Origin of the sequence: Sulfuritalea hydrogenivorans sk43H, from assembly GCF_000828635.1 — a bacterium.
Lineage (GTDB): Bacteria > Pseudomonadota > Gammaproteobacteria > Burkholderiales > Rhodocyclaceae > Sulfuritalea > Sulfuritalea hydrogenivorans.
The window spans coordinates 3,140,205-3,158,923 of sequence record NZ_AP012547.1 but is presented as its reverse complement, the minus strand read 5'-3'; the positions used below and the strand labels follow the sequence as shown (position 1 = coordinate 3,158,923).

Annotated in this window: 19 protein-coding genes; 6 read left to right on the top strand and 13 right to left on the bottom strand. The window is 62.7% G+C overall.

The annotated features are described in order from the left end of the window. Window positions 1-17: 17 nt before the first annotated feature. Window positions 18-1,181, bottom strand: coding sequence for a GGDEF domain-containing protein (locus tag SUTH_RS15090; protein WP_041100394.1), 1,164 nt, complete (start codon window positions 1,179-1,181; stop codon window positions 18-20). Between the two features lie 203 nt (window positions 1,182-1,384). On the opposite strand from SUTH_RS15090, the gene SUTH_RS15085 reads away from it, so the two are divergent. After that, the gene (locus SUTH_RS15085; protein WP_041100392.1) at window positions 1,385-2,551 is read left to right on the top strand and encodes a pyridoxal phosphate-dependent aminotransferase; all 1,167 of its coding nucleotides are present in this window, start codon (window positions 1,385-1,387) and stop codon (window positions 2,549-2,551) included. 316 nt (window positions 2,552-2,867) lie between these two features. Here the strand turns inward: SUTH_RS15085 and SUTH_RS15080 are convergent, their stop codons facing one another. The 6 genes from SUTH_RS15080 to SUTH_RS15055 form a co-directional block, all read right to left on the bottom strand. Then, window positions 2,868-3,431 (bottom strand): phasin family protein, encoded by a 564-nt coding sequence (locus SUTH_RS15080; RefSeq protein WP_041102422.1) that lies wholly within the window; start codon window positions 3,429-3,431, stop codon window positions 2,868-2,870. Window positions 3,432-3,678: 247 nt separating this feature from the next. Then, window positions 3,679-4,455, bottom strand: coding sequence for an enoyl-CoA hydratase (locus SUTH_RS15075; protein ID WP_041100391.1), 777 nt, complete (start codon window positions 4,453-4,455; stop codon window positions 3,679-3,681). Beyond that, window positions 4,452-5,096, bottom strand: coding sequence for a lipopolysaccharide transport periplasmic protein LptA (gene lptA / locus SUTH_RS15070; RefSeq protein WP_041100390.1), 645 nt, complete (start codon window positions 5,094-5,096; stop codon window positions 4,452-4,454). The genes SUTH_RS15075 and lptA overlap by 4 nt, the downstream gene beginning before the upstream one ends. Further along, the gene (gene lptC / locus SUTH_RS15065; RefSeq protein ID WP_041100389.1) at window positions 5,093-5,668 is read right to left on the bottom strand and encodes an LPS export ABC transporter periplasmic protein LptC; all 576 of its coding nucleotides are present in this window, start codon (window positions 5,666-5,668) and stop codon (window positions 5,093-5,095) included. Before lptC ends, lptA begins: the two co-directional genes overlap by 4 nt. Continuing rightward, window positions 5,665-6,201: a KdsC family phosphatase gene (locus SUTH_RS15060; RefSeq protein ID WP_041100388.1), complete on the bottom strand. Its 537-nt coding sequence runs from the start codon at window positions 6,199-6,201 to the stop codon at window positions 5,665-5,667. Before SUTH_RS15060 ends, lptC begins: the two co-directional genes overlap by 4 nt. Further along, entirely contained in the window at window positions 6,201-7,202 is a 1,002-nt protein-coding gene (locus SUTH_RS15055; RefSeq protein WP_052473690.1) for a KpsF/GutQ family sugar-phosphate isomerase, read from the bottom strand. Before SUTH_RS15055 ends, SUTH_RS15060 begins: the two co-directional genes overlap by 1 nt. Window positions 7,203-7,273: 71 nt before the next feature. On the opposite strand from SUTH_RS15055, the gene SUTH_RS15050 reads away from it, so the two are divergent. Next, window positions 7,274-9,253: a monovalent cation:proton antiporter family protein gene (locus SUTH_RS15050; RefSeq protein ID WP_041100387.1), complete on the top strand. Its 1,980-nt coding sequence runs from the start codon at window positions 7,274-7,276 to the stop codon at window positions 9,251-9,253. A gap of 45 nt (window positions 9,254-9,298) precedes the next feature. On the opposite strand, the gene SUTH_RS15045 is transcribed toward SUTH_RS15050, so the two are convergent. Further along, the gene (locus SUTH_RS15045; RefSeq protein WP_041102420.1) at window positions 9,299-10,018 is read right to left on the bottom strand and encodes a prepilin-type N-terminal cleavage/methylation domain-containing protein; all 720 of its coding nucleotides are present in this window, start codon (window positions 10,016-10,018) and stop codon (window positions 9,299-9,301) included. A gap of 229 nt (window positions 10,019-10,247) precedes the next feature. Between SUTH_RS15045 and SUTH_RS15040 the strand changes: the two genes are divergently transcribed. Next, window positions 10,248-11,960: a histidine kinase gene (locus SUTH_RS15040; RefSeq protein WP_041100386.1), complete on the top strand. Its 1,713-nt coding sequence runs from the start codon at window positions 10,248-10,250 to the stop codon at window positions 11,958-11,960. On the opposite strand, the gene SUTH_RS15035 is transcribed toward SUTH_RS15040, so the two are convergent. Next, entirely contained in the window at window positions 11,957-13,264 is a 1,308-nt protein-coding gene (locus tag SUTH_RS15035) for an adenylate/guanylate cyclase domain-containing protein (RefSeq protein ID WP_041100385.1), read from the bottom strand. The two genes, SUTH_RS15040 and SUTH_RS15035, sit on opposite strands and share 4 nt — an antisense overlap. Window positions 13,265-13,431: 167 nt before the next feature. On the opposite strand from SUTH_RS15035, the gene apaG reads away from it, so the two are divergent. Together apaG and SUTH_RS15025 are read left to right on the top strand one after the other, a co-directional pair. After that, entirely contained in the window at window positions 13,432-13,815 is a 384-nt protein-coding gene (gene apaG / locus SUTH_RS15030; protein ID WP_041100384.1) for a Co2+/Mg2+ efflux protein ApaG, read from the top strand. Continuing rightward, on the top strand, window positions 13,812-14,411 hold the full coding sequence (locus tag SUTH_RS15025) for a class I SAM-dependent methyltransferase (RefSeq protein WP_041100383.1): 600 nt from the start codon (window positions 13,812-13,814) through the stop codon (window positions 14,409-14,411). Before apaG ends, SUTH_RS15025 begins: the two co-directional genes overlap by 4 nt. Here SUTH_RS15025 and SUTH_RS15020 read toward each other — a convergent pair. Further along, entirely contained in the window at window positions 14,377-15,051 is a 675-nt protein-coding gene (locus tag SUTH_RS15020; RefSeq protein WP_041100382.1) for a protein-methionine-sulfoxide reductase heme-binding subunit MsrQ, read from the bottom strand. The genes SUTH_RS15025 and SUTH_RS15020 overlap by 35 nt on opposite strands. After that, a complete protein-coding gene (msrP, locus tag SUTH_RS15015) occupies window positions 15,048-15,971 on the bottom strand; it encodes a protein-methionine-sulfoxide reductase catalytic subunit MsrP (RefSeq protein ID WP_041100381.1) in 924 nt (307 codons plus the stop codon). Before msrP ends, SUTH_RS15020 begins: the two co-directional genes overlap by 4 nt. A gap of 200 nt (window positions 15,972-16,171) precedes the next feature. On the opposite strand from msrP, the gene grxD reads away from it, so the two are divergent. Next, window positions 16,172-16,495 carry a Grx4 family monothiol glutaredoxin gene (gene grxD / locus SUTH_RS15010; RefSeq protein WP_041100380.1) on the top strand — a complete coding sequence of 108 codons (324 nt, stop codon included), beginning with the start codon at window positions 16,172-16,174 and terminating at the stop codon, window positions 16,493-16,495. Window position 16,496: 1 nt separating this feature from the next. Here the strand turns inward: grxD and SUTH_RS15005 are convergent, their stop codons facing one another. Together SUTH_RS15005 and SUTH_RS15000 are read right to left on the bottom strand one after the other, a co-directional pair. Then, window positions 16,497-17,387 (bottom strand): fructosamine kinase family protein, encoded by an 891-nt coding sequence (locus SUTH_RS15005; RefSeq protein ID WP_041100379.1) that lies wholly within the window; start codon window positions 17,385-17,387, stop codon window positions 16,497-16,499. 8 nt (window positions 17,388-17,395) lie between these two features. Next, the gene (locus SUTH_RS15000; protein WP_041100378.1) at window positions 17,396-18,709 is read right to left on the bottom strand and encodes a serine/threonine-protein kinase; all 1,314 of its coding nucleotides are present in this window, start codon (window positions 18,707-18,709) and stop codon (window positions 17,396-17,398) included. Between the last annotated feature and the right edge of the window lie 10 nt (window positions 18,710-18,719).

The following is an 18,719-nucleotide window of genomic DNA, read 5'->3' as shown; positions in this document are numbered from 1 at the left end:
ATACGGCGAAAGCGGCGCTACGCCTGGGCGCCGGGGCCGACAATGCGGTCGCGGCCGCCCTGCTTGGCTTCATACATGCGGACATCGGCCTTGTCTACCAAGGTGCGCCAGTCGCCGAGACTGTCTTCGATGCGTTCTGCGATGCCGATGCTGGCGGTAATCGGTGTGCCGTCAGGCCGCAGGCCGAGTCCCTCCTCACGCACGCGCTGCAAGGCGACCGAGGCCTGCGCGGGCGTGGTATTGGGCATGACCAGGATGAACTCCTCTCCACCCCAGCGGATGAACACGTCGCCCTGGCGCAGATGCTCCTGAATCGCCGAGGCGACGCCGATCAGCACGGCATCGCCGGCTTCGTGACCGAAGCGGTCGTTAATCTGCTTGAAGTGGTCGAGGTCGAGAAAAGCTACCGTCAGCGGCGCGTGGTTGCGCAGCGACATGGCGAACTGAAGCTCCAGCAATTCTTCACCGCTCTGGCGCGAAAAGCAGCCGGTCATATGGTCGCGGATGGCTTCCCGCACCAGGACAATGATGAAGGCGAGTTGTGAAATTCCGGCCAGCACCGAGACGCCTGCGATCAGCAGCATCAGCCAGAACGAGGCGGCGAAGGTCGGCCAGTCGAGTACCGGCAGGCGCAGGATGCCGGCGATGAACTGCATCAGCAGCAGCGGTGAAATGAATATGATGTTTTCCAGCAGCGTCAGCGGAAAGATCGACAATCCCGCCAGCATGACAAAGGGCAGGAAGGCGTAGCCGGTGGAAAAAGCCTGCTGAATCCCGTGCAGCTGGAACTGCGCCATGTGCTGGTAGGAGAACAGGAAGAATGCCGTCGGCACCGCGAACAGCATGGCCAGTACGCGGTAGGCATCATTCATGGTGCGCATCTTGATTGCCAGCAGGGTAATCATGCCGAAGGCGATGGTTGCGGCGATGCGGCCGACCACCAATGGCAGCCAGACTTCGCGCGGGAAAGCCGCAATGTCGATGATGATCCACAGGGGCGTCAGGATGGAGAACAACGCGGCGACGAGGCGTACCCGCGAGACGATCATCGTAGTGCGGCGCTTGTGCAGCAGGGAAATATGCTGACGCGCACTGAGCAGCCAGCGGACTTCCTGGGTGCTCATTTCGACGAGCACGGATGTCCATGCGTGATGCCAGATGCTGCGGATGAGGCGAGTCATGTCGGGGGAAAATAGCCGGCCATGCAACACTCAGGCCGGGGGCTTCATCAGGCGAGAAATAGTCAGGCGATTCTAACCGCAAGCCCGATGGCACCGATACCGAAGGCGATGCATATTTACGGATGCCCTGATCCGGTGCACAGCGTCTTTTGGCGCTTTCTGCGGTATTCCACCGCAGGCTCCGATCGGCCATACTAGCGACCATGACACTCTATCTTCCTTCCCGCCTGCCGAACGTCGGCACCACGATATTCACCGTCATGTCGCGGCTTGCCGCCGAGCATGGCGCGATCAACCTTTCGCAGGGCTTTCCCGACTTTTCGCCCTCGCCGCGGCTGCTCGAGCGCGTCACGCATCACATGGCGGCTGGCGCCAACCAGTATCCGCCCATGGCCGGCGTGGCTTCGCTGCGCGAGGCGATCGCGGAAAAGGTGGCGCGGCTATACCTCGCCAACTACGATCCGGAGACCGAGGTGACGGTGACGGCGGGCGCGACCCAGGCCATCTATACCGCCATCGCCGCTTGTGTCCGGCCGGGCGACGAGGTGATTGTTTTCGCCCCGGTCTACGACTCCTACGTGCCGGGCATCGAACTCAACGGCGGCCATGCGGTGCATGCGCATTTGCGCTTTCCCGAGTTCAAGCCCGACTGGGACGAAGTGCGTGCCCTCATCACGCCGCGCACGCGCATGATCATCATCAATTCGCCGCACAACCCCAGCGGTTCGGTGTGGTCGGCGGCCGACATGGCCATGCTGGAAACCCTGGTGCGCGATACGAAAATCGTCGTGGTCAGCGACGAAGTCTATGAACATGTCGTATTCGACCAGCAGGACGGCGGATCGCTCCGCCATGAAAGCGTGACCCGCTACCCGGGCCTGCGCGAGCGCAGCTTCGTCGTTTCCAGTTTCGGCAAGACCTATCATGTGACCGGCTGGAAGGTGGCCTATTGCCTGGCCCCGCGCGCACTGATGGGCGAGTTTCGCAAGGCGCACCAGTTCATCGTGTTCACCGTGCATCACCCGGCCCAGCTTGCGCTGGCCGATTTCATGCGCGAACACCCCGAGTTCGCGGACACTCTGGCGAGCTTCTACCAGGCCAAGCGCGATTTTTTCCGCCAGCAGCTGGAAGGCTCGCGCTTTGTCCTGCTGCCCTGCGCCGGCACGTATTTTCAGTTGGCCACCTATGCCGCGATCAGCGACGAGCCGGATACGAGTTTTGTCCAGCGGCTGACCAAGCAGCACGGCGTTGCGGCGATTCCCGTTTCGGCCTTCAATCCCGATGGCGACGATCAGCGCGTGATCCGCTTCTGCTTCGCCAAGAACGAAGCGACGCTGGCGGCGGCGGGCGAGCGCTTGCGGGCGCTTTGATCCTGGAAAAAGCAGTTGATCCGCAGATTTCGCAGATTTTCGCAGATGGATCAACACGCTTGACGCGCCTTGCTCATCCCCATCAGGTTTGTCCGCGAGTACCTCCAACCCTATGAAGTACTGCGTTTTAATCTGCGAAAATCTGCGTCATCTGCGGAAAATGGGGTGATCGCCGTATTGCCAGCGCCGACACTTGGCGCGGGTGAAAGCTGCGCTCCGAGGCTTCCAAAAGAAAAAAGACCCGAGGCCTTTGGGGGCATCGGGTCTGAAACCAGCCCTTTTGCGGGGCCGGAGGAGGAGACGTTGGGAAAGTCGCTTAGGCGGCTTTCTTGGCCTTCGGCGCAGCGGCGCCGGTGCCGACAGCCTTGACGGTCGCGGTGGTGGCGGCGGCGACATTGGCTTCAGCGATTTCGGCAACTTGCTTGGCAGCCTTGGTCATGCTGTCATAGGCCGAGTTGGCGGCGGCAATCGCCGACTTCACGGCAGCCACGGCGACATCGGAACCGGCCGGTGCGTTCTTGGCGGCCTTGTCGAGGGCGGAAGCGACATTCTTGTTGATTTCGGAAAACTGGCCTTCGACAACCTTGGACAGTTCTTCCTGGGTCTGGGTGGCGATCTCATACACGCTGCGCGAGTAGGCAACGGCCTTTTCAACAGCGGGCTGGGCCAGCGTGGTTTGCATGGCAACCAGTTGCTGCACGTCCTTGACGGCGAGCAGAGCCTTGGCATTGGCAACGCTGTCTTCGAGGATGGCGCGGGCGGTGTTCAGGTTCAGGGCGGCAAGGCGCTCGGCGCTGGCGAAAGCCGTGTTGGCGATGGTCAGCAGGGTTTCGACGTTGGCCTTGTTGGCGCTGGCGAATTGTTCGGTAGTGGCGTTCATGATGATCTCCTGGAAAATGGGTTTGAAACGGGGCTTGGGTTTCGTGTTCGGAATGCTCACCCTGTCCGTCCGGGCGATGTTGCAGTGCATCATGCTTTGCATTATAGGGATGAAATTTTGCCTGTCAAGAGTTTTTTGGTGCGCCGCACCAAATATTTCCTGTTTATTATTAATCTATTTGTAACAATAGCTTATATAAAAGAAAAAGGCCCCAAAGGGCCTTTGATGTTGCAATGCGAAAGGATGTTTAGCTGTCGCGGAAAGCGGGTTTCCGCTTTTCGACGAAGGCGGCCATGCCTTCCTTCTGATCCGCCAGGGCGAAGGCCGAATGGAAAGTGCGGCGCTCGAACAGCAGGCCTTCCTGCAGGCTGGATTCGTAGGCGCGATTGACCGATTCCTTGATCATCATCACCACCGGGAGCGAGAATCCGGCGATGGTCTCGGCTGCCGCGAGGGTTTCTTCGAGCAACTTGTCGGCCGGGATGATGCGTGCCACCAGCCCGGCGCGCTCGGCTTCCTGGGCGTCGATGAAGCGGGCCGTGAGGCACATGTCCATGGCCTTGGCCTTGCCCACCGCGCGCGGCAGGCGCTGGGTGCCGCCAGCGCCGGGCAGGATGCCGAGCTTGATCTCGGGCTGGCCGAACTTGGCGGTATCGGCGGCGTAGATCATGTCGCACATCATCGCCAGCTCGCAGCCGCCGCCCAGGGCGAAGCCGGCGACCGCGGCGATGACCGGCTTGCGGCAGCGCGGGATGCGGTCCCAGTTGCGGCTGATGTAGTTTGCCTTGTAGACGTCCATGAAATTCCAGCCGGCCATGGCGCCGATGTCGGCGCCGGCGGCGAAAGCCTTTTCGGAGCCGGTGATGACGATGCAGCCGACGTTTTCGTCGGCTTCGAAACCGTCGAAGGCGGCGCCGATCTCGTCGATCAATGTGTCGTTGAGGGCGTTGAGGGCCTTGGGCCGGTTGAGCGTGATCAGCCCGACCTTGCCACGGGTTTCGACGATGATGTTTTCGTAATTCACTGCGCTGTCTCCTGACGGGGGTTGGCGATGTTCTGGGCGCCCTTCAATGCAGGCGCCGGGGCCGCAGCCGGACGGGCAGGCGCCGCGGGCGCTGCCGTGCCGGCGTCCTTGTTCTTCGGCTGGATGGTGGCGCGGACCCGTTCGCCGCTGCCCGGCTGGGCGCGGGTGCCGTTGGGGCCGCTGGTGACGAAATAGTTCTCGGTCCTGGCGTCGTAGGAAATGAACTGGCCGCGCACTTCGTCGAGGCCGCTCTTGACCCAGGCGCGATTGAAGAATTCGGTCTTCTCGGCCTTGGCATCATGCACGATGCGCTCGCCTTCGCCTTCGATATAGTCGTCCTGGCCCTCGCGCTTCTGCTTGAAGCGCGGCAGCGTGCCGGGGGTGCCGGTCGCCACGCCGCGCTGATAGCCGTCGTCGTCCTGGGTAACGACGATCCGCTCGGCGCGGATGATCAGCGTGCCCTTGACCAGCTGCACGTTGCCTTCGAAGGTCTGGACCTTGCTTACGTCATCGACCGAAACCCGATCGGCTTCGATATTGACCGGCTTGTCGCGGTCGGCCTTTTCGGCTCTTGCCGCGGTGGCGGCAAGCAAGAGGCCGGCGATTCCGGCAATGGCAGCGAGTCGAAGGATTTGGTTCATGGTGTCTCGGTCCGGTTGCGATGGAGGGTGCCGGTAACGCGGCCGTACAGCACCGAGATGCCGGATCTGTTGTCGATGTCGAGTCCGGTACCATTCATGATGCTTTTCCCCTGGGTGATTACCACCGGATCGTTGGTGTGTCCCTTTTCGGAATCGGGAAAGATCTTCAGTGTCCTGGTTTCAAGCACGGTCGATGGCGAACCGGCTGCCGCGCCGTGGCGAATCACCCGCACGTTGTCGACCAGATCGACTTCCTTGCCATCCTTGCCGATGTAAGCCATGCGCGCGAATATTTCCGTCGGCGGCGTTTGATGGTAGGTGACATGCGGCGCGGCGACGATGGTCGTGTCGTCGTCCGGGTAATGCAACAGGTTGTCGGCGACCACGGTGTGTTGCAGCCTGCCTTCGGTGTCGAAGCGGCGCACTTCGAAGCGCTCCACCCAGTAGTCGGGATCGTGCCGTTGCGGGCCACGCGGATTGTCGCCCTGAATGACCCGGTTGAGCCAGAAGGTCAGCGCCGCCAGCAGCACCAGCATGGCCAGCGGAAACAGCGAGGCGGCGCGATCTTTCATGCGAGGTACTCCGCCATCGCCGCATCCCACTTGCCCTGGGCGCGGATGATCAGGTCGCAGACCTCGCGCACGGCGCCTCGACCGCCGCCTTTGCTGGCAACGTAATCCACGCGGGCGCGAACTTCGTCGTGCGCGTCAGCCACCGCGGCGGAAAAGCCGCAGGCGCGCAGGATCGGCAGGTCCACCACGTCGTCGCCCATGTAGCCGGCTTGCGTGAGTTCGATGCCGCGCTTCGCCGCCAGCTGGATCAGCAACGCGCGCTTGTCGTCGACGCCCATGTGCAATTCCGTGATGCCGAGGTTCTTGGCGCGCAGTTCGAGCGCGCGGGAACTGCGTCCGCTGATGACGGCAACCTCGATTCCGGAACGCTGCAGCATCTTCAGGCCGTGGCCATCGAGGCTGGAGAAAGCCTTGATTTCGTCGCCCTGGGAACTGAAGTAGAGCGTGCCATCGGTCAGCACGCCGTCCACGTCGAAGCCCATCAGGACAAGGCGGGTCGCTTTGTCGGCTGCCGCGGTTACGTTGTTGCCCATCAGACGACCTTCGCCCGGAACAGGTCGTGCATGTTCAATGCACCACACAGCGCGCCGGCGTCATCCTTCACCACGAGCTGGTTGATCTTGTTGGCTTCCATCATCTCCACCGCCTCGACGGCCAGGCGGCGCGGTCCGATGCTGCGGGGATTGCGGGTCATGACTGCGGACACCGGGGTGGCACGCAAGTCGCCGAGGCGCTCCATGGCGCGCCGCAGGTCGCCGTCGGTGAATATCCCCGTGATGCCTCCGGCGGCATCGAGTATCACCGCCATGCCCATGCCGCCTCGCGTCATGGCCGCCAGCGCGGCCGGCACCAGCGCATCCTCGGTCAGCGTCGGCACGTCGACTTGCATGACGTCGGCAACGTGGGTGAGCAGCTTGCGGCCCAGCGCGCCGCCGGGATGGGAGCGGGCGAAATCTTCGGCACCAAAGCCGCGCGCGTCGAGCAGGGCGACGGCGAGGGCATCGCCAAGGGCCAGCGCGGCCGTGGTGCTGGCGGTCGGCGCCAGATTCAGCGGGCAGGCTTCCTGATCGACACGGGCATCGAGGTGGATGTCGGCTTCCTGCGCCAGGGATGAGGTCTCGTTGCCGGTGATGGCGATCAGCTTGCCTCCCAGGCGCTTCACCAGCGGCACGATGGTCAGCAGTTCGTCGTTCTCGCCGGAATTGGAAATCGCGATCAGGACATCGTCGCGGGTGATCATGCCCAGGTCGCCATGCACGGCTTCGGCCGCATGAACGAAATAGGCCGGCGTGCCGGTGCTGGCGAAGGTGGCGGCCAGCTTGCGGGCAATATGGCCGGACTTGCCGATGCCGCTGACCACCACGCGGCCGCGGCTTTCGAGTATCAGCGCGACGGCGGCGCAGAACTCGGGCCCGATCCGCCGCGCCAGCGCCGCGACGGCGGCCGCTTCGATTTCGAGCACCTGACGGCCCATGCCTGTGACGCGAGCATCGTCATGGACGCTGGCAGTGGACGGCTTGATGGCTTGGTTCATCGGGGGCTGGCGTTTATGATGGAGCCAAATTATAGCAACCGCGACCGGCATCTTCCCTTATTGCCTGCCCCATGACAGAGACTCTGCCCCTCATCCTGCTGCTGCTTGCCGCCGCTGTCGTCGTCGTGGTGATTTTCCGCATGCTCGGCCTGCCGCCGATCATGGGCTACCTGCTGGTGGGTGCGGCCCTGGGGCCGCATGCGGCGGGCTGGGTGCCGGATACCGAGCAGACGCGACACCTGGCCGAGTTCGGCGTGGTGTTCCTGATGTTCAGCATCGGCCTCGAATTTTCGCTGGCCCGGCTGTACAGCATGAAGCGCATCGTGTTCGGTCTTGGCCTGCTGCAGGTTGTCGTGTCCGTGCTGGTGGCGACCCTGCTTGCCCGGGTCGCCGGCATTCCGTGGCTGGCCGGCCTTGCGCTGGGTGGCGCGCTGGCGATGTCATCGACGGCCATGCTGTCCAAGCTGCTGACCGAGCGCGGCGAACTCGACGCACCGCACGGCCGCGAAGTGATCGGCGTCCTGCTGTTCCAGGACATCGCCGTGGTGCCGCTGCTGGTGATGATCCCGGCGTTGTCGCAACCGCTCGAGGTGATGGCCGAAGCCCTGCTGCTGGCGGCGTTCAAGGCCATGGTGCTGCTCGCGCTGGTGTTGTTCATCGGTCAGCGCATGCTCTCGGCCTGGTTCTATCTGGTGGCGCGCCGCAAGTCCGCGGAACTGTTCATGCTCAACGTGCTGCTGATCACCCTCGGCCTCGCCTGGTTGACCGAACTGGCGGGCCTGTCGCTGGCCCTGGGCGCCTTCACCGCCGGCATGCTGATCGGCGAAACCGAATACCGCTATCAGGTGGAAGAAGACATCAAACCCTTTCGCGACGTGCTGCTGGGCCTGTTCTTCGTGGCCATCGGCATGCGCCTCAATGTGCCGCAGATCGCCGGCCAATGGATTCTGGTGGCGGGCATCCTGGCGGCGCTGGTGGCGTTCAAGCTGGTCATCATCGGCGTCGCATCAAGGCTGCTGGGAAGTTCGCCGGGCACTGCCATGCGCAGCGGCTTGTGGCTGTGCGCCGGTGGCGAATTCGGCTTCGTGATTCTTGCGCGGGCCGGGGACGTGAATCTGCTCGACGCCGCGACGCTGCAGCCGGTATTGGCGGCAATGGTGCTGTCGCTCCTGCTGGCGCCGCTGATCGTGCATTTCTCCGACCGGCTGGTGTTTCGCTTCGTCGCTTCGGAATGGTTGCTGCGCTCGATGCAACTGACGCAACTCGCGGCCCAGTCGCTGACCACCGACAAGCATGCGATCCTCTGCGGCTACGGGCGCACCGGCCAGCATCTGGCGCGCTTCCTCGAAGCCGAGGGCATCTCGTTCATGGCGCTCGATCTCGACCCCGAGCGCGTGCGCGAAGCCAGCATGGCGGCCGAGCCAGTGTCCTACGGCGATTCGTCGAAGAAGGAAACCCTGCTGGCGGCCGGCCTGTCGCGCGCCAGCGTGGTGATCATCACCTTCGCCGACATCGACGCCGCGCTGCGGGTGATCCACCGCGTCAGGGAACTGCGTCCCGATGTCGCCATCGTGTCGCGGGCACGGGAGCAGGACGATGTCGAAAAGCTCTATGCCGCCGGCGCCGCCGAAGTGGTGCCGGAAGCCCTCGAATCGAGCGTGATGCTGGCCACCCACGCGCTGGCGCTGTCAGGCATACCTATGCACAAGGTGATCAAGCGCCTGCGCGAAATGCGCGAACAGCACTATTCGCTGCTGCGCGGCTTCTTCCACGGCGCCACCGACGCCGGCGCCCATCTGGCCGACGCCGACCAGCCGCGCCTGCATGCCGTGACCCTGACGCCCGGCACTTGGGCCATTGGCCGCCGGGTCGGTGAGATCGATCTGGCGAGAGTCGGCGCTGGTGTTACGGCGATTCGCCGTCGCTCGCAGCGCGCCCTGAAGCTGGAGCCGCTGCTGGAACTGATCGAGGGCGACGTGGTGGTGCTGATCGGCAACGCGGCGGCGGTAACGGCCGGGGAGGAGGCGCTGCTGCGCGGCAAGCAGAAATAAAAAGCCCGCCGAAGCGGGCTTTTTATTGATGGTGTGCAAGACCTTTTACATCGTCATGCAGACCGTGTAGGACGTCGAATCATCCAAGGTTGGTCCGCCAGCCGTGATCGGGCAGACTGCGCCCGCCGCGATCGGCACCAAACCGGCCGACACGTTGCCAGTGGTGGTTCCGGCGGGGGTTCCAGGCACGACCCGGATCGAGCCCGTATTGGGGCAGCCGTCATCCATCGTCGTGTCGAGCTGTCGTGCATACTTGCCAAGGACGCCCTGGGTGCAGACGAGATAAGTGCCCCTCATGCCGGCAATGTAGGGAGCGGCGTTGTCATTGGTGGTGATGCCGATAATGCCACCATCCGCATTCCGCGGCTGATAGTTGGTGTCGGCAACGGCAGTTGGACCTGCAGCTAGGCCGGCGAGTCGGACATGCTGCCAGAACAGGAAGGATTCGTCGGTTTGCGTTGTTGAGTCCCACGCACCCTCGATCACGCCGTTGCTACGGGCAGCCGGTGCGGCAGCCGGGGTTGTAGCCACGGTCGCACCTGCGACGTGAGCGGCGGCTTGCCCGTCGTCACCAGGCAATGCCCGATACTTGTCCTGATAACCGTAAATGAACAGCGGGACGTTGCGGAAGTCGGTCGCAAGATTTTTCACTTTCGCGCTGTTGATCAACTCCTGGCCTTTCAGCACGCCGCCCAGAAGCAGGCCGATGATGACCAGCACGATGGCGATTTCGACCAGGGTAAAACCGGATTGTTTGCTTCTCATGATCATCTCCCCCGCAGGGTGGTTGTTTGATGGTGAATAACTAGCATTTATTGTACCACAAATTAATTTGGCGTTGTTTCAGTGAGTTATCATCAATTTTGAATCCAACTTAAGTGGTATCTGTCGAATATTGGACAGCTTCGTCAGTTATTTGGCAGATGATTTGCTCGCCGGTGGGGCAGAATAAGCCTTCTCTTGGTCTCTGCCATTCCGGCAATACCTTTCCCACGTGCCGATTTTTCCCCTTCCTTCAACGCTGTCGTCACGCCTGATTGCGGTGCGGCGCGGATTGTTGCTGGCCCTGCTGCTGGCATTGTATTTCGTGCTTTTGCAGGGACCGGACGCATGGCTCGGCAAGACGTTGTTCATTGCCCATCTCGGATTGTTCCTGCTCTGGCAACCCTTTGTCCACGCCGAGCAGCGCCTGTCCGTGGTGTGGGTCGTCGGTTTGGCCGCCATCGTTCTGGCCGGTGCGGTATTCCTGAAACCCTGGATGCTGCTGTTGTGGATCATGATGCTGGGCGGCATTGTCGGCGGCAAGGTCATGTTGTTCGGGGCGCGTGCTCCCCGGCTGTTCTACATGATGGCGCTGGGCTTTCTGGTGGTGGCGCTGTTTGTGATCGCTGCGCCGATGGCGGTGCCGATGGCCAAGCCGCCGGCACCGATCCTTTCGCTGGGCTATGTCGGTTTGCCCGTGCTTCTGGTGGTGATGGCGATGCTGCCGCAGGGGAAGGAAACGGACAGCGCGCGCGAAGTGGTCGATTTCGTCTATAGCCTGTTCGTGTTTCTACTGCTGGCGGTGTTGATGCTGGGCAGCCTGGCGGCCATGCTGCTGCTGGGCAGCACCTACGTCGAAGCACTGCTGCAAGCGATGCTGCTGACCGGAGCGATGCTGCTGTTGCTGGGCCTGGCGTGGAATCCGCATTCGGGTTTTTCCGGGATCGGCGGCCTGTTCTCACGCTACTGGATGTCGATCGGCCTGCCGGTCGAAAAGTGGCTGCAGGCGTTGTCCAATCTGGCATTGCGCGAAGAAGATCCGCAGGTATTTCTCGAACGGGCGTGTGCCGGAATCGGGCAGCGGCTGCCCTGGGTGACAGGCGGCGAATGGATCGCCGGCAAAAGCAGCGGACGTTTCGGGGAAATAGCAGGCCGTCGCTGGGAGTTCAGCCACGGCGGCATGGTGCTGGTCCTCTACACGCAGCACACCCTGTCGCCGACGCTGATTTGGCACTTCAACCTGCTGGCACAGTATCTTGCCCAGCTTCACGCCGACAAGCAGCGTGCGCAGGCCCTGAAGCAGCTTTCCTACATGCAGGCGGTGCACGAGACCGGAGCCCGGTTGACGCACGATGTGAAGAACCTGCTGCAGTCGTTGAATGCGCTGTGTTCGGCGGGCCTGGAGCCGGGCGCGGAGTCGTCGCTGGAGTATCAGTCGCTGTTGCGGCGCCAGTTGCCGGCGATAACCGACCGGCTGGCCGAGACCCTGGCCAAGCTCAATGCGCCGCAAAGCATCGCGTCGGCCCGCTGGGTAAGCGCCGCGGAATGGTGGCAGGATCTTAGCCAGCGCATGGGGGTGATGCACTGGATCGATTTCACGGCAGAGTCTCCGATTACGGGAGAACTGCCGGCCGAAGTCTTTTCAGGCGTAATCGACAACCTGATCCGCAACGTCGCGGAAAAGCACTTGCGGGAGCCGGAGCTGCGTGCGCAGGTAGAACTGGAGCATACCGGCGAAGGCTTCAGGCTGATCGTCTGCGACAGCGGCTCGGCGATGGCCGAGGACATCGCATCCAGCCTGTTCGTTGGCCCCGTGTCTTCGGAGAGTGGCTATGGCATCGGGCTTTATCATGCCGCGCGTTATGCCGAGGCCGCGGGATACCGTTTGAACCTGATCGAGAATCGGGCCGGGCGGGTCTGTTTCCGGCTGGAACAGGCCGCCTAACCTGCTTCGATGTCGCCCGCGCCCTTGCGGCCGATCAGGCGATACACCGTCATGTTGCCCTTGCCCTTGAGATAGATGGCTTGCGGCTCATGAAAATCGAAGCTCGCCGCCAGGCGGTGGTATGTGGTGGTGTCGCACTGGATCATGCCGGGCACGCCTTCCGCGGTAATGCGGCTGGCGATGTTCACGGTGTCGCCCCAGAGATCGTAGATGAATTTTTTCTTCCCCAGTACCCCGGCGACGATCGGCCCGGTACCGATGCCGATGCGGATTTCAAGCTGCGAGGCATTGACCGCGAAATCGCGCCGCAGCAGGTCGCGCATGGCTACGGCCATGTCGGCGATGGCGGCCGAATATTCCAAGGAGTCTTCGTTCAGTCCGCCGGCCACCATGTAGGCATCGCCGATGGTCTTTATCTTTTCCAGCCCGTATTGTTCGGCCAGTTCGTCGAAAGCGGAGAAGATCCGGTTCAACATGGCGAACACCTGTGACGGCGACATCGCGGCTGCCACCTGGGTGAAGTTGACGATGTCGGCGAACATTACCGTCACATCGGAAAAACCGTCGGCAATGGTCTGGTTCGAGTGCTTCAGCCGCTCCGCGACGGGGCCGGGCAGGATGTTGAGCAGCAGTTTTTCGGAGCGTTCCTGCTCCAGTTGCACTTGTTGGTGGGCTTCTTCGAGACGGTCCTGCGCCTTGCGCTTTTCGGCGATCGACATGCGCAGCAGCAGGTAGATGATGGCCGATATCGAAATGAAGTTGAGCGTGAAAAAGACGATGGTGGTACGTACCGGCACATTGGCCGCCTTCGACATCACGGAATCGGCAAGATAGTAGTCGACGAAACCGGACAAGGCCGTCAGGGTGACCCAGGCAATGAACCAGCCGATCGACTGGTTGACGCCGACGCAGAGGATGGCGCCCACCGGGGCCAGCAGGGCCCAGAGCAGCACGCCGCTGGTGGAAATGATGGTGCCGCCAGCCCAATGCGCGACGAAGGGCAAAAAAAGGAACAGGCCCAGCTGGCTGATGCGGAAGAAATCGAAGTTCCGCGACTTGATGTAGAACAGCATGTTGCCCGCCAGCAGCAGCTGGAAGGCGAAGGGCAGGGTGGTCGAGAACGAGGGGCCGAGAATCGAGTAAATCGTCACCCAGATCATGATCGTGACGCTGATCAGGCCTGTCGCCAGCATCAGCAGCGACTTGTTCAGCCGCGTTTCTTCGCTGTCGTCGGGCTCGATGCCGGCGTTGCGCAGCCTGTCGTAAAAACCGGAGGGTGCGATACTCGATTCGGGAGAGGTCATGAAGCGCGTTTGTGCAATATGGATGGCGGCTAACTGACTCGCATAGCCGAAGTGTCGCGGAATCGGCGGCAATGGTCAAGAATGAATGATCATGACAGATCACGGGATGCCGCATCCGCCAAATGGATTCTTGCTCCGCGGCGCCATTTGGTGTTGAATGCCAGCCCATGGCCGAGGCAAAGAAATACGAAATGGCGGTTGTCGTGACGCCCCACTATATTGCGGAGCAGTCCGATCCGGCGATCAATCGCCATGTCTTCTCCTACTCGGTCACCATCAGCAACACCGGCAACGTCCCGGCGCAGTTGATCTCGCGGCACTGGATCATCACCGACGCCGAGGGCCATGTCCAGGAAGTCCGCGGCCTCGGCGTGGTCGGCCACCAACCCCTGCTGGCGCCCGGCCAGAGTTTCGAATACACCAGCGGTTGCCAACTCGCCACGCCGGTGGGAACGATGAAGGGTTGCTACCAGATGACGGCCGAGGATGGCGTGCAGTTCGAGGCGCCGATTGCGGAGTTCGTACTTTCGATGCCGCGCGTGCTGCATTGAGCCTCAAGCACAGCTACACGCTGGTCGCGCCTTTTTACGATGCGTTTCTGACCGCCGCCACGCGTGGCGCGCGCAAGCGCAGCCTGGCCGCGCTGGTCGACGAGCCGCCGCGCGATGTGTTGTTGATGGGAGTCGGCACCGGTCTCGACCTTCCCCACTTGCCGGCCCAGCATCGCTATGTCGGACTCGATCTGACTGCCGCGATGCTCGCGCGTGCCCGCCCGCGTGCCTCCGGCCTGCACTTCACGCCCTTGCGCGGCGACGCGCAGCGCTTGCCGTTTCATGATGCCAGCTTCGATGTGGCGGTGTTGCATCTGATCCTCGCCGTGGTGCCGGCGCCGACTCTCTGTCTTGCCGAAGCGGTGCGCGTGTTGAAGCCGGGCGGGACGTTGCTGGTCTTCGACAAGTTCCTGCGGCGCGGCGAAGCCGGCTGGAAGCGTGTTCTCAATCCGCTCACGCGCCATGTCGCGACGCGCCTCGATGTGGTGTTCGAAGACGTGCTGGAATCCGTCGGCGGCATCGACGTGACGGCCAATGAAGCGGCGCTGGCCTCGGGATGGTTCAGGCTGATCCGTCTGACGAAGCCTGTTTTTTGACGGCGATCGGGATGATGCGCCCGCGCGGCTTCGGCAAATAGGCGCCGGCCAGTTGCCGGTTGCGCTCCTGGACCCGCCACCAGACCCGCAGCCCGAGCAGCACGCCGAGCATCACCGCATAGAGCAGCGGTTTGCTGATGTCGGCCTTGACCATCCAGGCATAGTGCAGCACGGTCAGAATTCCGATCAGATAGACGCTGCGATGCAGCTCCTGCCAGCGACGGCCGCCGAGCTTGCGGATGGCGAAGGCGTTCGAGGTCGCGGCCAGCGGCACCAGCAGCGCGAAGCTGACCATGCCGACGGTGATGAAGGGGCGCTTCAGGATATCCTTGGCGATTGCCGGCCAGTCGAAGAACTGGTCGAACCAGAGGTAGGTACTCAGATGCAGGGCGGCGTAGAAAAATACGAACAGCCCCAGCATCCGGCGCAGGCGACCCAGCCAGGCCCAGCCGGAATACTTGCGCAGCGGCGTCACCGTCAGCGTGATCAAGAGGAAATTCAGCGCCCAGGTGCCGAGGCCGCGTGTGACGGCTTCGATCGGATTGGCGCCCAGCGTGTCGGCTTGCGCGCCCCAGGCGTAATAGGCGAGTGGCGCCAGGCAGGCAAGAAACAGCGGTGGCTTGATGAGGGCAGGATTCAAAACTGCTTCCTCAGGTCCATCCCGGTGTAAAGCTGGCCGACCTGTTCCGTGTAGCCATTGAACATCAGCGTCTTGCGCTTGGCGAATTCGCCGATGCGCCGCTCGGTCGCCTGGCTCCAGCGCGGGTGATCGACCTCGGGGTTGACGTTGGAGTAGAAGCCGTATTCGCGCGGCGCGGATTTCATCCAGGAGGTGCGCGGCTCGGTGTCGGTGAGGCGAATCCTGACGATCGATTTGCCGCTCTTGAAGCCGTACTTCCACGGCACCACGAGGCGCAGTGGCGCCCCGTTCTGGTTCGGCAGCACATCGCCATACAGGCCGACGGCGATGATCGCCAGCGGATGCATGGCTTCGTCCATGCGCAGGCCTTCGACATAGGGCCAATCCAGCACCCGGCTCCGCACGCCGGGCATGGTTTCCGGCTGTACGGCGGTGATGAACTCGACATACTTGGCGCTGCCCAGAGGTTCCACCAGTTTCAGCAGGCTCGCCACCGGGAAACCCAGCCAGGGAATCACCATGCTCCAGCCCTCGACGCAGCGCAGGCGGTAGATGCGTTCTTCGAGCGGCGCCAGTTTCAGGATGTCTTCGATGCCCAGGGTTTTCGGTTGCTTGACCAGGCCTTCGATGACCAGCGTCCACGGCCGCACGCGCAATGCGTGGGCGGTGCGCGCCGGGTCTTCCTTGTCGGTGCCGAATTCGTAATAGTTGTTGTAGCTCGTGACATGCCTGAGCGGCGTCGGCGAGTCGGTGGTCGAGTAAGCGCTGGGCCGGCCCGGTGCCAGCTTCGCCTGCGCGGAGGGGAGCAGCCCGGCGAGCGCTGCGCCGGTCGACAGCCGCAGGAACTCGCGGCGACGCTCGAACAGCGCGCGCGGCGTGATTTCCGACGGGGGAATGGCATGGCTGGAATGGGTTGGCATGTGGGCTCTCGATGGCAGGGAAGTGTACTGCTTTGACGCGGCGCCTTCTGAAACCTTACATCGGCACGCATACATCGCTTCGAGTCGGCGCCGGGCCCAAGGTTCCTGATCTTGCCCAATCCGGATGCCACGCTTGACCAGCAGGACTTCCCGCCGCTACAATATCCCGACTTATTTACTCAACTATTTTGGAATCAGCCATGGACGCCAAGCAGAAAATCCACGAGACCGTCACCGGTAATCCCGTTGTGCTCTACATGAAGGGCAACAAGCAATTCCCGCAGTGCGGCTTTTCCGCGCGCGCGGTGCAGATCCTCCAGGCCTGTGGCGTCAAGGATTTCGTCACGGTCGATGTGCTGGCCGACCCGGAGGTGCGCCAAGGCGTCAAGGATTACGCCAACTGGCCGACGGTGCCGCAGCTCTACATCAAGGGCGAGTTCGTCGGCGGCAGCGACATCATGACCGAGATGTACCAGTCGGGCGAATTGCAGAAGCAGCTGGAGCCGATTGTCGGCGCCGCTTAAGTTAGCGTCTGAGTTCTTTCAGCAGCCGTTCGATCATGCGTTGCGCCTGCCCCAGGTAGGCGCTTCCGAACAGGTTGAAATGATTCAGGATGTGGTACAGGTTGTAGAGCGGCTTGCGCGCTTCATAGCCTGAGTCGAGCGGCCACGCCGTGCGATAGGCGGCAAAAAAGCTGGTGGGAAAGCCGCCGAACAGTTCGGCCATGGCGATGTCGGTTTCGCGGTCGCCGTAGTAGCTGGCCGGGTCGAAGATCACCGGCGCGTCGTCGCATTGCGCCGCGTTGCCCGACCACAGATCGCCGTGCAGCAGGCTGGGCAGCGGCTGATAGCTGATGAACAGGCCGCCGATGCGCTCGATGATCGCGTCGCCTTTTGCCACCAGCGCCTTGTCCATGCCGTTTTGCAGCGCGAGTTGCAGTTGCGGTCGCAGGCGGCGTTCGCCGAAGAAATGCGGCCAGCTGCGATGGGGTGTATTGATCTGCGGCGTGGCGCCGATGAAATTGTCCCCGTCCCAGCCGAAGGCGTCGCCGGTGATGCGATGCAGTTGCGCCAGGGCGCTGCCGAGCCGGGCTCCGCCTGGCTGATCCAGCGCGGCCAGTTCAAGATGTTCCAGCACCAGGAACGCCAGGGTTTCCGTGCTCTCCATGGCGACGACAGTCGGCGTCCGCACTACGGCGGCATGCGAAATCGTTTGCAGCGCCAGCGCTTCGGCGGCGAACATCGGCGCCGTCCCGCCAGCGCCGACTTTTACAAAATAGTGGCGGACGCCGTCTGTGAGATGCCAAGCGCGATGAATCGAGCCGCCGCCGACCGGGCTGACCGATGAAGGGGTGAAGGAGGTTCCGCTGCGCTTGGCAATCGCCGCCGCAATGGCATCAACTTCGACGGCGCCCAACCCCGATGTCAAAGCGATGCCAGGCGGGCGTTGGCGTCGGCCAGGCGGCCGGCAATGACGTCGAGAAAGCCCTGGTAGAAGTGCATCCGGCATACGTCCGAGGCATGCTGCAGCGCTTGCGCCGAAATGGTGACGACCCGGGTTCCGGTCTGTGCGACGACGTCGGCGCCCCGGGTATGCTGGCCGCGGCGAATGATGGCCATTTCGCCGAAGCATTCGCCGGCGGCCAGCGTGCCGAGGGAATGTCCGCTCTTCGAGACCATCAGTTCGCCGTCAAGCAGGAACGCGAAGAAGTCGCCCCGTTCGCCGTCCCTCATGATCACCGTGCCGGCGGCAACTTCGTCCCAGCGCGAGAAGCGCACGACTTCCCACAGGTCGACGTCGGAGAATTCATTGAAGAAGCGCAGCGCCCGCAGCGCCTCGAATTTTTCGCTGTCGGGAAATGCCTGGCGTTGTGCCGAAAGCTGCTTGTTGCGGAAGGATTGAGCCAGGTCGTGGGAGAACTCTTCCCAGCTCTGGTAGCGCGCTTCGATCTCCTTCTGCATGGCGCGCGCGACCACGGCATCGAGGCTGGTCGGCATGTCCGAGCGGAAGGTGGAGGGCGGCGGTGGATCGGTGTTGCAGATCTGGTAGATCATGCCGTAGTTGGAGGTCGACTGGAACGGCAGCCGCCCGGTCAGCAACTGGTACATCACCACGCCCAGCGAGTAGATGTCCGTCTGGTGATTGAGCGTCATGTCGCGCACCTGCTGCGGCGACATGTAGGCCGGCGAGCCGACGCCCGATACCTGCGTGCGCGTTTGCTCGCCGCTGGTCATCATCGCCGCGCCGAAATCGGAGATCTTGATGTCGCCACTGCTGCGTTCGGCGCTGTCGCCGGAGCTGACCAGCAGAATGTTCGCCGGCTTGATGTCGCGGTGGGTGATGCCGGCGCGGAAGGCATAGTCGAGCGCGCGGGTGCACTTGAAGATGATCTCCACCAGGCGGTCCACCGGCAGCAGGGTGCTCGGGCTGCAGAATGGTTCGAGCGTGCCGCCCGAAACGTATTCCATGACGATGTAGCTCTGCTCTTCGTCCAGCACGGCATCGAAAATCTGCACGATGTGCGGATGCATGAGCTTGCCGGCAAGCGAGGCCTCGGTCATCAGCAGATGGCGATACAGCCGGCCGCGCTCCTTGTCGCGCAGGACTTCCGGAAAGATGGCCTTGACCGCGACTTCCCGTTCGGCGAACGGGTCGTAGCCGAGGTAGACGATCGAGGTGGCGCCTTCCCCGAGCTTCTTGCGAATCTCGTACTTGCCTATGCGCTCGGGAATGGCCATCGATAACTGA